16 protein-coding genes are annotated in these 12,985 nt (G+C 47.3%); 3 read left to right on the plus strand and 13 right to left on the minus strand.

The annotated features are described in order from the left end of the window. Window positions 1–45: 45 nt before the first annotated feature. The 4 genes from purD to proB form a co-directional block, all read right to left on the minus strand. A complete protein-coding gene (purD, locus tag PSE6802_RS0109980; protein ID WP_019499920.1) occupies window positions 46–1,362 on the minus strand; it encodes a phosphoribosylamine--glycine ligase in 1,317 nt (438 codons plus the stop codon). Window positions 1,363–1,413: 51 nt separating this feature from the next. Next, the gene (locus tag PSE6802_RS0109985; RefSeq protein WP_036945612.1) at window positions 1,414–2,043 is read right to left on the minus strand and encodes a chromophore lyase CpcT/CpeT; all 630 of its coding nucleotides are present in this window, start codon (window positions 2,041–2,043) and stop codon (window positions 1,414–1,416) included. A gap of 133 nt (window positions 2,044–2,176) precedes the next feature. Next, entirely contained in the window at window positions 2,177–2,683 is a 507-nt protein-coding gene (locus tag PSE6802_RS0109990; protein ID WP_026103206.1) for a Tic20 family protein, read from the minus strand. A gap of 61 nt (window positions 2,684–2,744) precedes the next feature. Then, window positions 2,745–3,875: a glutamate 5-kinase gene (gene proB / locus PSE6802_RS0109995; protein ID WP_019499923.1), complete on the minus strand. Its 1,131-nt coding sequence runs from the start codon at window positions 3,873–3,875 to the stop codon at window positions 2,745–2,747. A 143-nt stretch (window positions 3,876–4,018) separates the two neighbouring features. On the opposite strand from proB, the gene PSE6802_RS0110000 reads away from it, so the two are divergent. Further along, a complete protein-coding gene (locus PSE6802_RS0110000; protein ID WP_019499924.1) occupies window positions 4,019–4,363 on the plus strand; it encodes a DUF4288 domain-containing protein in 345 nt (114 codons plus the stop codon). Between the two features lie 147 nt (window positions 4,364–4,510). Here the strand turns inward: PSE6802_RS0110000 and PSE6802_RS0110005 are convergent, their stop codons facing one another. From PSE6802_RS0110005 to PSE6802_RS0110030, 6 genes are all read right to left on the minus strand, one after another. Next, a complete protein-coding gene (locus tag PSE6802_RS0110005; protein ID WP_019499925.1) occupies window positions 4,511–5,260 on the minus strand; it encodes a CHAT domain-containing protein in 750 nt (249 codons plus the stop codon). Window positions 5,261–5,516: 256 nt separating this feature from the next. Beyond that, window positions 5,517–6,401: a hypothetical protein gene (locus PSE6802_RS0110010; protein ID WP_019499926.1), complete on the minus strand. Its 885-nt coding sequence runs from the start codon at window positions 6,399–6,401 to the stop codon at window positions 5,517–5,519. Window positions 6,402–6,501: 100 nt separating this feature from the next. Further along, on the minus strand, window positions 6,502–6,873 hold the full coding sequence (locus PSE6802_RS0110015; RefSeq protein WP_019499927.1) for a nuclear transport factor 2 family protein: 372 nt from the start codon (window positions 6,871–6,873) through the stop codon (window positions 6,502–6,504). A gap of 14 nt (window positions 6,874–6,887) precedes the next feature. Beyond that, window positions 6,888–7,253 carry a nuclear transport factor 2 family protein gene (locus tag PSE6802_RS0110020; protein ID WP_019499928.1) on the minus strand — a complete coding sequence of 122 codons (366 nt, stop codon included), beginning with the start codon at window positions 7,251–7,253 and terminating at the stop codon, window positions 6,888–6,890. Between the two features lie 66 nt (window positions 7,254–7,319). Then, window positions 7,320–7,685, minus strand: coding sequence for a nuclear transport factor 2 family protein (locus tag PSE6802_RS0110025; RefSeq protein WP_019499929.1), 366 nt, complete (start codon window positions 7,683–7,685; stop codon window positions 7,320–7,322). A 93-nt stretch (window positions 7,686–7,778) separates the two neighbouring features. Beyond that, window positions 7,779–8,195: a nuclear transport factor 2 family protein gene (locus tag PSE6802_RS0110030; protein ID WP_019499930.1), complete on the minus strand. Its 417-nt coding sequence runs from the start codon at window positions 8,193–8,195 to the stop codon at window positions 7,779–7,781. Window positions 8,196–8,526: 331 nt separating this feature from the next. Between PSE6802_RS0110030 and PSE6802_RS28475 the strand changes: the two genes are divergently transcribed. Beyond that, window positions 8,527–9,276, plus strand: a complete 750-nt coding sequence (locus PSE6802_RS28475; RefSeq protein WP_019499931.1) for a VOC family protein — start codon at window positions 8,527–8,529, stop codon at window positions 9,274–9,276. 344 nt (window positions 9,277–9,620) lie between these two features. Further along, window positions 9,621–11,327 carry an NAD(P)H-quinone oxidoreductase subunit 4 gene (locus PSE6802_RS0110040; RefSeq protein ID WP_019499932.1) on the plus strand — a complete coding sequence of 569 codons (1,707 nt, stop codon included), beginning with the start codon at window positions 9,621–9,623 and terminating at the stop codon, window positions 11,325–11,327. 114 nt (window positions 11,328–11,441) lie between these two features. On the opposite strand, the gene fabI is transcribed toward PSE6802_RS0110040, so the two are convergent. From fabI to PSE6802_RS28480, 3 genes are all read right to left on the minus strand, one after another. Then, window positions 11,442–12,218, minus strand: coding sequence for an enoyl-ACP reductase FabI (gene fabI, locus PSE6802_RS0110045; RefSeq protein ID WP_026103207.1), 777 nt, complete (start codon window positions 12,216–12,218; stop codon window positions 11,442–11,444). A gap of 22 nt (window positions 12,219–12,240) precedes the next feature. Then, window positions 12,241–12,525, minus strand: a complete 285-nt coding sequence (locus tag PSE6802_RS0110050; protein WP_019499934.1) for a YggT family protein — start codon at window positions 12,523–12,525, stop codon at window positions 12,241–12,243. Window positions 12,526–12,616: 91 nt separating this feature from the next. Further along, complete coding sequence (locus PSE6802_RS28480) at window positions 12,617–12,946, minus strand: ssl2009 family thylakoid membrane protein (RefSeq protein WP_019499935.1); 330 nt, start codon at window positions 12,944–12,946, stop codon at window positions 12,617–12,619. Window positions 12,947–12,985: the final 39 nt, after the last annotated feature.

Consider the following 12,985-nt stretch of genomic DNA (forward strand, 5'->3'; position numbering starts at 1 on the left):
TAAAATCTTATGACTCACAATTTTAAGCTTGACAGGCCACTAGGGTTAAGTTAGCGTAGCTCGCCAACCGATATCGCGACGATAAATTAAGTCGCCACCATCTATGTGACTGACGGCTTCATAGACGCGGGCGATCGCGTCTTTGAGCGTATCTCCTGTTGCAGTTACACCTAATACCCGACCGCCAGAGGTGACAAGGCTATTGTTTTGCAGCTTTGTCCCGGCATGGAAAACTAACGCTCCTGCCTCTTCCGCTTTGCCAATGCCAGTGATGAATTCCCCCGTGCGGGACTTTTCGGGGTAGCCGTCCGCTGCCATCACTACGCATACCGATGCCCCAGATTTCCAGGCAACAGGCGGTATTTCATGCAAGCGCCTTTCCACGCAAGCCAGCATTAATTCATCCAGGGGTGACTCCAGTAAAGGCAGGATTGCTTGCGTTTCCGGATCGCCAAACCGGCAGTTAAATTCAATTACTTTTGGCTCGCCTGTAGGTGTAATCATCAAACCTGCATAGAGACAGCCGCGATAGTCAATGCCTTGCTTTTGTAAAGCAGCGATCGCTGGCTCCAACACCGCAGTCTGAATCTTCTCCATCAGCTCTGGCGTTCCCAAGGGGGCAGGGGCGTAGGCTCCCATCCCACCTGTATTTGGCCCTGTATCGCCATCGCCCAAGCGCTTGTGATCCTGAGCGGGCAGTAATGGCCGGATGGTTTGCCCGTCCGTAATCGCGAGGACTGACAATTCCTGACCTTCTAGATATTCTTCGATTAATACCGTTTCGCCTGCTGCGCCAAACTGACCGCTAAAGCAGCGATCGATCGCTATCTGGGCTTCTTCTAGTGTCATGGCCACGGTCACACCTTTGCCACTGGCGAGACCATCTGCCTTAATGACAATGGGCGCGCCCTGTTGCTTAACGTAGTCTTTGGCAACAGCAGGATCTGTAAATGCTTGACTGGCGGCGGTGGGAATTTTAGCCAACCGCATCAGCGACTTTGCCCAGGATTTACTGGACTCAATTTGGGCACCAGCCTTAGTAGGGCCAAAGATCGGTAGACCTTCTGCCTGAAAGTTATCGACTATACCCATTGCTAGCGGTACTTCTGGCCCCACTACGGTCAAGCCAACCCCTTGCACGCCAGCAAACCTTTGAATGCCATCCAAGTCATCGACAAACAGCGATACGTTACGGCATTTGGGCAAGGTAGCCGTACCACCATTGCCGGGAATGCAAAAAATTTGACTGACATTGGGTGACTGAGCCATCTGCCAGGCTATGGCGTGTTCTCTACCACCGCTACCTACAATTAATGCCTTCAATCTCGCACCTTCTCTAAATTCCACCTGTAAATTTTCCATTGACCCCTCCGCCTCCGGCACCTCCCCTTGCCAAGGGGAGGATGGGTGGGGTTATGAATTCGATACCATCTCTACCGCAAAACTATCTTTCTTTTCAAACTCAAATGGACCGGCGATCGATCCCCATACCCTTTCATCTGTAACCGGATCGTAACCGCGTTCCAGGCTAATAAATCTAGTTTCACTGATTTCAAACTCGCTGTTAAGGTAAGTTTCTTGCCCATCGCGAACTACGCAACACTTTTTACCTGGCTCGACCTTGACTTTAAAAATATTCTCAGGCGTGTGTTGCACTAACATATTGCAACCATCCAATAAGACGACATCATCCAGGCTTAACTGGGTTAACCGCTCGGGATTAACGCTAGCACCATAGTATTTGGGTTCGTCTTTGATTTTGTAGGTGACGATTTTGAGGCGCGGGTCGTCGGTTTCATCATCCCCGTCGGGCAGAATATGTAAAATTGCCGTGCGATAGGGTCTATGCATTGCATAATCGTAGGCTTGTTCGGAATACAGCCAGATGCCGCGATCGCTTAGCGGCTGTGGAAATTGTCTGATCCGGAGGCGAATATGGGCGAAAAAAGGAGGATTTTCGATCGCCTGCTCCCAGTTGCTAAACTCGCCTGACATCCAGGATGCCAGGGTTAGCATTTCTGATTGATGTGTTTTTAAAGCCATGTATTAAGGAAATTTCTCGTACGATAAGATTCTGTAGGGGCAATCCCCCTGCGAGCGCCCCGGTTTATTCAGGGCCATTAAAAAAAGATAGCCGATTTATATCCCCAAAATGAGGCGCGATCGCTAATATCTTCTAATATCTCGTGTAGTGGTACGCAATATCTGACAGCATCGGCATTTCCGGGTAAAGCCCTCGCACAATTTGGACGATCGCGTATATAAACGCTACGTTCACCGCTATGAAAGTAGCCGTAAAAATGGTTTGGGCAAACTCCACAAAGAAGGGAAGTCCAGCCATAATTTGCGCGATCAGGGACATGAGGAGTGAAACCAGGACAATGCAGATATCGATCATTAATGCCTGCATAGTATTAAAGCGAACGAAGTGCTTAATACGTCCGTTCCTAACCACAAGCAAAAATAGAACGAGCCAGACCACAAACCTGAGATCGAATAGGGGGGGAATAATTCCAAACGACAAAATTTGACCGATCTGAAAAAACAGAATGTAGCTGATTGCCAGTCCAGGGATTTGACTGAATAAGAATGCTCCCATGCCAATTACTGCTGACATGGGTAAAGCGTAGGGTAGACAGCTATACAGCCTTTCTATGGGACTCGTTCCTCCACGCCATGCCATAAATCGCGACCTTTTGCTAACTGGAGCTAAACTAGCATAATAGTTAATTTTAGACAGTTTTTCACAACTCTTGCCGATCTAAGATCGCTAGGTTATCGCGATGTACTACGTTTGCTTCCGTAACTTCGCCTTCTAAACCCAGCAAGCGCGGAATATCTTCTGACTTGCAGCCGAGAATTTTTCTAATTTCCGTACTGCCATAGTTAGTAATACCTCGGGCGAATTCTTTGCCAGTACGATCGCACAAACTCACTGCCTCTTGAGCGTCAAATTCACCCTCAACTGCGACGATACCTGCGGGTAAGAGCGATCGCCCTAACTTGGCTAGAGCTTTAACAGCTCCATCGTCGAGTAAGAGCTTGCCCATCGGTACCATGCCGTAGGCAATCCAGCGCTTGCGGGCATTAACGGTGCGGGGTTGCGGCTCAAATTGGGTACCGAGCGGCTCGCCCCGCAAAATCTGCCAGATCCGCTCTGGGGCATCGCCTTTAGTAATAGCGGTACGGACACCCGCTGCCGATGCGATGCGAGCCGCTGTTAGTTTGGTCACCATACCACCCGTGCCCCATTGACTCCCTACACCTGCCTCTACATCCAGGGTGGTCAGGCGATCGTGCGGTACGGTAACGATCGGTTTGGCATCAGGGTGCTGGCGGGGGTCGGCGGAATAGAGGCGATCCACATCTGTAAGCAGAAATAACCAATTTGCCTCCAACAAGCTCGCCACTAAAGCCGACAGCGTATCGTTATCGCCGAACTTGAGTTCGTCCACGGCGACCGTATCGTTTTCGTTTACGATCGGCACTACGCCCAGTGACAATAACTCTTGGAACGTAGCATTTACGTTAATGTAATGCTGCCGCTGGATCAGATTGGCACGGGTCAACAAAACCTGGGCGACGGGCTGGTGTAGGGCTGCAAAAAAATCATCGTAAATGCGCATCAAGCGGCTCTGCCCCACGGCAGCGATCGCCTGCTTCATTGCTATCTGTCGCGGTCTTTCTGTCAAACCCAGTCTGGCGCAACCCACGCCCACCGCCCCCGACGATACCAATACGACGCGATGCCCCTGACGTTGCAGATACACGACTGCTTCGACTAATTTCGCGATCGCCGATAGATGCAAATCGCCGGATTCCGGCTTGGTTAAGCTCGACGTACCAATTTTGATCACTATTGTTTGCGACTGCATAACAGCTTAAACGCGCTTTCTCCTGTCGTTGAGGTTCTCTCTACCTTTAGTTATCCTATAGTTAGACCGATATACTTTCCATGGGGATCTTTGTCACTTTTAATTTGACTATACATTCATAAGAATTTCTAGGAGAAATTATAGTGACAGACCAACAAAGTCAAAATATTTATGTTGCTGTGCTTATCTATGAGTCATCCTCAGAATCACCGCAATATAAAATGCTCTTTGAAGAAAGCTTCATGATTATAAAGGCTAGTTCTCTAGAGGAAGCAAAACAGAAAACTCATCAATATGCTAACGATCGTACATCCACGTTCAAAAATGAATCGGGTGTTTCAATAACATGGAGTCTAAAGCATGTTGTTGATGTCAATCAGGTTTTGTACGACGTTAATACTGATGGGGCAGAAATTTATGCTAGACACTTTCGTAACTATCAAGCATATTCAGAGTTTGAGCCGCTTCTGTCGGGAGAAGACCTGTAGCTTTACGCTTTGCTAGAAGGCTCGTCTCCCCATAAACACCGACCACATAGAAATTATTTGTGAATGCTTTAGATTTTTGGCGGCGGGTGATGGGCAACGTTATCCTACTCTCGCGATCGCCTCTTCTATCCCTTTCCTCGCGAAGATTTAAAATCCGTTGCCAATTAGAACGAATGGTGCCCAATAGTGGGGATATGAGAAATCGGTACTGCTGCCTTTGGATTTGCGATGGAGCAGGCTGAGTTGGGCTTGACGTATGGCAGCGGCTTTAGTTATCGGCGCTTGGGGCGTACTTTTAGCAAGTTGGGTGTAAAACTCTTCCATCAGCAAGCGCGTACTGGCATCATCCACTGCCCACAGGGAAGCGATCACGGCTTTGGCGCCGCCATTGAGAAAGTAGTAGCTGATACCGGCAATTTCCGTACCATCCTGTGTGGCTGTACCGAGGGCGGTTTCGCAGGCGGATAACACGACGAGATGGACTTTGGTGAGGTCTTGCAGCGCCGTTGGAATTTCTGGAATCGGCAATTTGTTGCCATCACCCAGCATCAAGTAAGAAGCATCGGCGCTACCGGGTTCAAATTTGCCATGCGTGGCGATATGCAAAATGCGATGACCGGAAATATTGTCGCGCAATGCCTTGCGGTTAAATGCCCGATCCAATAACTTGATACCGTTAAAAATCCCTTTAGTATCGCTAGCTGAGGAACGCACGATCGCATCGAGTTCGGCGGGTACGTTGGGTAGGGCGCTAAATCCAGGTACGGGTTGGGAGAGGCCAGCAGCGAATACGTTGGTGTTTTGCGTGCCCGTTGGTAAGCGATCGCTGGTATCAGTGAGGTCGGCGGAGACAACTGTGGAAATCGCGTATTTCTCGATAATTTCACGTTTACGCAATGAGATTGACTCGATATTGATAAGTTAAGTTGAAGTTGGAAAGCTATGCTGTTAAAAAGCAGAAGTTTTAAATTTATTTTCTAGATCCTTGCTAAGTACATGTTAGAAAGTCTGTTGGAGTTAAGATCGAGATACCTCGAAATGGATGAAGAATCAGCAGGTCTCGATAACAAACTTTGGCTCACTCATCCGCTTTGTCCAACTGTACAACTTGGTTGGTGATGGGTAGAACGGGCTAAATTTAGTCGTCCCTGGACTACCGGAGGGCTGCGATCCCGAGCGGACCGATCGCAAATTCGAGGCACGAGGAAAATTGGCGGTCGGGGTTCAGCCCCAGGGCTTGCGCGATCGCGGCGCGTTCTCCAGGATTGGACAATTCGCTCAGATCGATCTCTCCATCCCTAAGCTTGACATAGTTTTCGGCTATTTCTTGCTGCTGTTCGAGGCGATTTTTTGCTTCCCAGCCGCGACTCGTCAGGAGGGGATGCCCCGTCCGAACGTGGAAATATACCGCTGCCAGCCAGGACAGAACCGTTTCTACTCTTCCACTCCCAAATTTTAACCAGTCATAGGGACTCACGCGAACTGGCCGGGGGCCGTCGTAGCTTTGTTCGATGATGTCGTGCAGTTCTTCCAGTCCGTAGTCTGCGAGGACTGCTTGTTCGCCATCCATGAATATATTGTTTGGCGTAATCGCGGGATAGTAGTGTCCACCCAGGCGATCGCTCAGATAGTCTAAACCGCTAGCTAGGGATTGAAATGCCGTTACCAAATCGAGACCGGGAAGGGGATCGGGTACTTCCTGCTCGGGTCGGAAGCGATCGATCGCTCTTTCAGGGTAATACCTGCGACATATAATAAAGCAGCGCTGGCGATGCAGGTTATGATACCGCAACCAGGGAGCCACACCAGGAGTAGGAGGCATTGCTACTAGGGAGTCAAAATAGGGACAAAGCCGATCGACGCGATCGCGCAAATCGCTACCCGTCCAGAGATCGCGTTCTCCTTGCACGAAAGTAGAGTGAAGCTTGACAACCACTTCAGCCTTGGCATATTTTGCTCGACTAGTCTGGATATAATTACCCTGACTGCCAAGCTCGGCAATGAGTTGGTACCCCCCTGGAATTCTCTTCCCAAGCATGCAAGTTTTTCCCTTCGTTCGCTCTCATAACTAGAATGCCCAGATATGTAAATTTGCGATCTCGATCTGGAAAAAGCTACACCTGGTGTCCAGGAGGGCTTTAACTTGCGAACACGGGACCCATATCAATGTAAATCCTCATTTCTTGAAATAGTCCGTCCTTAAAGCGAATTACTTCGGAGCAGGGTACGGTAACTACCTTGTCATCCAGCCGCGTGTAGATTACTTCCATTTGGCATATAACATTATCTCCAGTCTCCCAAAGATTTTTGATGTCGTGCCTTACGGATTTCACTCGCGATCGAAAGCCAATCGATGATTCTCTAATTGCCGATCTACCATGTATGGGTGGGAAGTTACCAAATCGGTAGAAGGCATCTTCGGCAAAGAAAGCCGCAAAATCATCAGGCGATCTGACTTCTGTGAGAAACCGCCTGACAGTATCTGCATTTGTGGGTGCTGGCTCGGACATGATGATTCCTTAAATTATGTAAAAGCAGGAGTAGTATCGATATAAGCCTTCAACTCGCGCACCTTGCCATTGGCAAAATGAATCACGTCAACGCAGGGCAGCGTAGCAACTTTTCCATCCTTGCGGTTGTAAGTAACATTCATCTCGCACACAACCGTATCGCCAAATTCCCATATATTCAGAACATCATGGGTAACGGAATCAAACATATCCACTAAAGGTGTTGCCAGAGCGCGAATACCTTCAGGCCCAATTACTGGATCGAAGTTGCCCACCTTATAGATGGCATCATCGGTAAAGTATGAAACGTACTCATCCACGTTATTGACTTCCACTGCGGCATATGCGCGGTTAACTAAATCGATATTAGTTGTTGACATAAAATTTTTTCAGGTTTGCGATCTTCTACAAATTTTCTACAAATGATAGCTCTACGGATGTAGAGGTTATGCGGCGAACAAGGGTGAAGCATCCATGTAAACAAGCATTGCTCGCACTTTATCACCCGTCATGCGGAATACATCTAAACAAGGTAATACCAGAGTGGAATCATCAAGGCGAGTATAGGTGATTTCCAACTCGCAGACCACTGCATCGTCTATTTCCCAGATATTTTTAATACCAAAAGCAATGCCCTTAATATGGTCGAGATGGCTAGCTTTAATTGTAGCCTCAACTGCGGCTTTACCAACTGCGGCTGGGTAGTTGCCAAACCGATATTCGGCATCATCAGTTAGATAAGTTAAAAACTCATCCACATTCATTACTTCAAACAGCCCGATTAGATGTTTGACAATATCAATTTTTGACATGACTGCCTCTGAAAATTATTAATCGTGTAGTTTTTTTTTCTTCTTTGTAAATCTCTGCAAAGACTCGCTCAGAGATTAGCAAAATCAACTCAATTAACTAAATAGGGGATTGATATCCATGTATATCCGCAATTCTTTGACCTTATCACCTTCGAATTTGATGGTGTCGCAACAGGGCAAGGTATGTACTCTACCGTCATGACCGACGTAGGTAACTTCCATTTCGCAGATCATCGTGCCGTCGCTGGCTTCCCAAATGTTTTTAATGCTGTGGTGCAATCCTTCACATTTTTCGAGAAACCCCGACGATGAATCGGCAATTTCCTGAGGAGTACGAGCAGGTGGGAAGTTGCCAAACTGATAATAACAATCATCGGTATAAAACTTAATGAAGTTATTAACATTCATTGCTTCCCCGGCCAGAAACATCTTTTTGATAATATCTACCTTTTCTCCCGAAAACTTGGGCCACTTTTTAGTATGCGGCCACTCCCATGTTTCCCCTGCCATAGCCTCATTTCTCCTTAAAGTAATACATTATTTAATAATGTTGTAATGCGATTGAGATTGCGGTTGCGATCGCACATGCCTATTGTCATTCTAAACCTCCCCATATAGCCTAGCTTCTTAAGAAAATCTTTAGACAATCAGAGTAAATAAGCTGGAATATCTCCTGAAGATGTTGATTCATCGCGATCGCCAGGATTTATTCACAAATTTGACTGGTTAGCGATTTAATCTTTATAGATAATTAATGCAAATGTGGCATTGTCGTCCAAATTGCGTGACAGAAAAACTAATATAATGCTGAGAACATTTGCGAACAATTTCACGAGGAAATATGGCAAACGGTGAAGGGAAGAGAGAACTGACTGAGATCGCACGGATGTTGAAAGGCATTCATCACGTCGGTATTACAGTGGACAACATGGAGCAATCTCTTGAGTTTTACGTGGATCTTCTAGGAGGAGAGATTGCTGTTGGGGGTGAGGGGTTTGCAGGTGAGGCACTCCACCATAACCTGTTTCAAATCGAAGATTTAGAGGCAATGGAAAAGGGATTTCACCCCAAGACTATTGGCGTGCCTAACCTCAGAACTGGACAGGAAGAAGCACTCGACGTTAAGTTCATTACATTTGGCAATGTTTGCTTAGAGCTAATTTACTATCGAGATGCTAAAGCCAAGCCTCAAGAGTCGAGACCCTTTGCGCCCAGCCATCCTACCAGTACGGCCTATGTAATTTCCAGTCACCTCTCTTTCTTTGTCAGAGATGACATCGATCTCAGCGAATTTGCCGTGAAACTGGAGGAGGAAAGCCACAAGCGCGGCATGCATAAGGTGCGTTGCAATCGTATCGTCCACGTCAATTCTGAGGAAGAACGCAAGAAGACCGAGCTTAAATACAATTCCTATAAGTTCTGGCACGATCCCGATGTATCGGGTGAAGACTTTGGCGATTTCTACGGCTGGGGGCTAATTTATGCTAAAGGGCCGAGCGGCGAGCAATTAGAATTCAACCAGGTTACTCGTCGTATTAAGGGGCTGTATCAAGCAGCAGAAGAACGATACAGGCAAGCCAGATTGCCTTAGTCCAGTAATAGCTCGCGGTAGGGTGCAGTTAGCGGCAGCGTAACGCACGATAGCAGGGCTTATTCACCCATTCATAAGTCCTTCAATACTTTTCTCGGGGTAGTGCTGTATGCCTACCCCAATATTTTGGGATGGCATTGATAAAGCATCAAAATGCTCTCGCGATCGACAGTTCGCGATTTTTAACCCTTGATTAATCTATGAAAAATTCAAAAACCATAGATATTTTTCTTGTCATACCCACGAACAAATTTTATTCAGTTATCTTTATATTTCCTTAATAACCTTAATAAATGTTAGTAAAATGAAATACATCGAAATACATTTACTAAGTATTTTTTCTCATGACAGCCGAACAATTTCCCTGGCTTACCGCGATTGTTTTGTTCCCACTGGTTGCTTCGTTAGCGATTCCCGTGTTGCCTGATAAAAATGGCACGCGAGTACGCTGGTATGCCATGGGTGTAGCGATCGCTGACTTTGTCTTAATGTGCTACGCCTTCTGGAAACACTACGATGCCAACAGTGCGACTTTTCAACTCGCAGAGAAATATGCCTGGGTGCCTCAGTTAGGTCTCAGCTGGGCGGTTTCAGTTGATGGCATCTCCGTCCCCCTCGTACTCCTCGCGGGATTTGTGACGACACTTTCAATCTATTCGGCGTGGCAAGTTAACCTTAAGCCTCGCCTTTTTTATTTTTTGATGCTGGTGCTGTATTCAGCCCAGATCGGAGTTTTCGTAGCGCAGGATCTAATGCTCCTATTTATTGTGTGGGAGTTAGAGTTAATCCCGGTTTACCTGCTTGTCTCCATTTGGGGCGGGCAAAAGCGCCAATATGCAGCTACGAAATTTTTACTCTACACCGCTGCTGCTTCCATATTTATCCTGGTAGCTGCTCTAGCCATGGCTTTTTATGGCGGCGGCAACATGACCTTTGATATGGTGGAACTGGGCTTAAAGGATTACCCGCTAGCCTTAGAACTATTCCTATACGCGGGTTTACTAGTTGCGTTTGGTTTGAAGTTAGCTATTTTCCCGCTACATACCTGGTTGCCCGACGCGCACGGTGAGGCTTCTTCCCCTGTATCGATGATTTTGGCAGGCGTACTGCTGAAGATGGGCGGTTATGGCTTAATTCGCCTGAATCTAGAACTTCTACCAGACGCACATGTTTACTTTGCCCCAGTTTTAGTAATGTTGGGCGTAATTAACGTTGTCTACGGTGGATTTACCTCGTTTGCGCAATCCAATTTAAAGCGCCGTCTAGCCTACTCATCGGTTTCCCACATGGGATTTGTGTTAATCGGCATTGCCTCTTTCACCGATTTGGGTATCAATGGCGCGATGCTCCAGATGATCTCCCACGGCTTGATTGCTTCGGTATTGTTCTTCCTGGCCGGTATCACCTACGATCGCACGCATACGATGTCCATGAAGGAGATGGGCAGTCTCGGTCATTCTATGCCTAAAGTATTCGCCCTATTCACGATTGGCGCGATGGCATCGTTAGCCCTACCTGGCATGAGCGGCTTTGCTGGCGAGCTTTCTGTCTTTTTGGGCGTAACCACCAGCGACATCTACAGCTCTCCGTTCCGGACGGCTACAGTCTTTTTGTCGGCGATCGGGTTGATTTTGACACCCATCTATCTGCTGTCCATGCTGCGTCAGATTTTTTACAACTCCGGCTCCTTACCTACATGTGATGTGGCACCTGTATGCGACCTATCGGATCTGGAACTAAAGAGTCAGGGAGATCAAGAAGCGGTTTGCTTTGGCACGAGTTGTGTCCTCCCCACCGAAGCAGTCTATCAGGATGCCAAACCGAGGGAATTGTTCATCGCTGCTTCCTTCCTGGTGCCGATTATTTGTATTGGTCTTTACCCCAAACTGGCAATGCAAGTATATGACGCAAAAACGGTAGCTGTGAACGCACAAGTGCGTCAGTCGTACGCTCAAATTGCGCAAACAAACCCGCAAATTTATGCCAAAGGCTGGCGATCGGCACCAATCCTCGATCCCGAACTGGCAATCGTACCAGCAGCAGTCAGATAAAAGATCGGGTCAACAACTATAGCTATAGCAAGCTAGTTTTCGCTCGAAAGCGATCGCCGTTTTAAATGGCGATCGCTTTCTCTTTCTGTTAATAAAATTACCTGCTGAAAGCTCTTAGGCTCCCATAATCTCGTAGCCGCAGTCCGCGTAGAGAATCTGACCCGTAATGGCGCTAGAGAGATCGCTGGCAAGAAATGCTGCCACATTGCCCACTTCAGTTTGGCTGACCAAGCGGCGGAGTGGCGATACTTCCTCAACGTGGTGCAGCATTTTGTGAATATCGCCGATCGCCGCAGAAGCAAGCGTCCGAATTGGTCCGGCGGATATGCCATTGACACGAATATTTGAGGGGCCGAGATCGGCGGCGAGGTAGCGCACGTTCATCTCCAGTGCTGATTTAGCAATGCCCATGACATTGTAATTGGGTACCACTTTCACACCGCCAATATAGGTGAGGGTAATGACACTGCCGCCTGCTGTCATCAAAGGCTTGGCACCACGACAAAGTTGAATTAACGAGTAAGCACTGACATCCAGCGCCAATCTAAAGCCTTCACGGGAAATAGCGGTAAATTCGCCGGAGAGATCTTCTTTATTGGCAAACGCTAGGCAGTGAATCAGAATATCTAACTTTTCAAACGATTGCCCGATAGCAGCAAACATTTCATCCACCTGAGCGTCGTTTTGCACGTCGCAGGGCAGAAATAAAGCTGGAGACAACGGTTCTACTAGCTCAGCTACTTTGCCCTTGTTACGATCGCGATCGTCGGGTAGGTAGGTAATCGCGAGTTTTGCACCTGCGGCATGTAACTGTTGGGCAATACCCCAAGCGATCGAGCGATTATTGGCAATACCTGTCACTAAAGCGGTTTTGCCACTCAAATCCAACAAATTATTCATTAAAACTTAAATCCTAGAGAAAAGATCCGCCCAGACTGGGGGCAATAACACTGGCGATCGCCCTTTGCAGGATGGTAAGGACGAGGAACCCGAGCATAGGTGAAAAGTCTATGCCGCCCATCGGTGGAATCAGCGACCGAAACAGGTTGAGGTAGGGATCGGTAACCTGGCTGAGTGCGGCAAACGGTTGATTGTACCAATTAATATTGGGAAACCAGGTCAAAATAACGCGGATGAACAACAGTAGCAAATATATGCTTATGAATGATAAAACTGTGCGCAGGATAATTATTTCCATAATTCAACCTTTGGTAATACTAATTTTGCGTTTAGCTTAAACTCTGCCTACTTTATAGATTTTACAAAATCTTGAGGCTAACCTAAAACCTTTAATCGTCGTTGTCTACTTCAGTGTTGGAATTATTCACCAAGGATTTTTTTCTGCCATTACCAGTTGAAATCGATAGCTCGTTACTAACGGCATCGATCGCGGCATTTAACTGGGCGATTTTCTGCTCTAGACCTCGCTTAGCGCGATCGATGGGTTCTTCATCCAGCAAGCTGTTTTCGTCATCATCTATATCTTCGTCATCTTCAAGCTGACCGATCTCTTTATATTTAGGGTCGCTCAGCTTTGAGGCAATCAGCGCGCCCACTACGCCACCAGCGATCGCGCCTAAGATAAATCCACCAAAGAAGTTATCCGATTTGTCCGACATAGAAATTGCCTCGAAAGTCTTAAAAATTCATACTTGGGG

Source organism: Pseudanabaena sp. PCC 6802 (genome assembly GCF_000332175.1).
Taxonomy (GTDB): domain Bacteria; phylum Cyanobacteriota; class Cyanobacteriia; order Pseudanabaenales; family Pseudanabaenaceae; genus PCC-6802.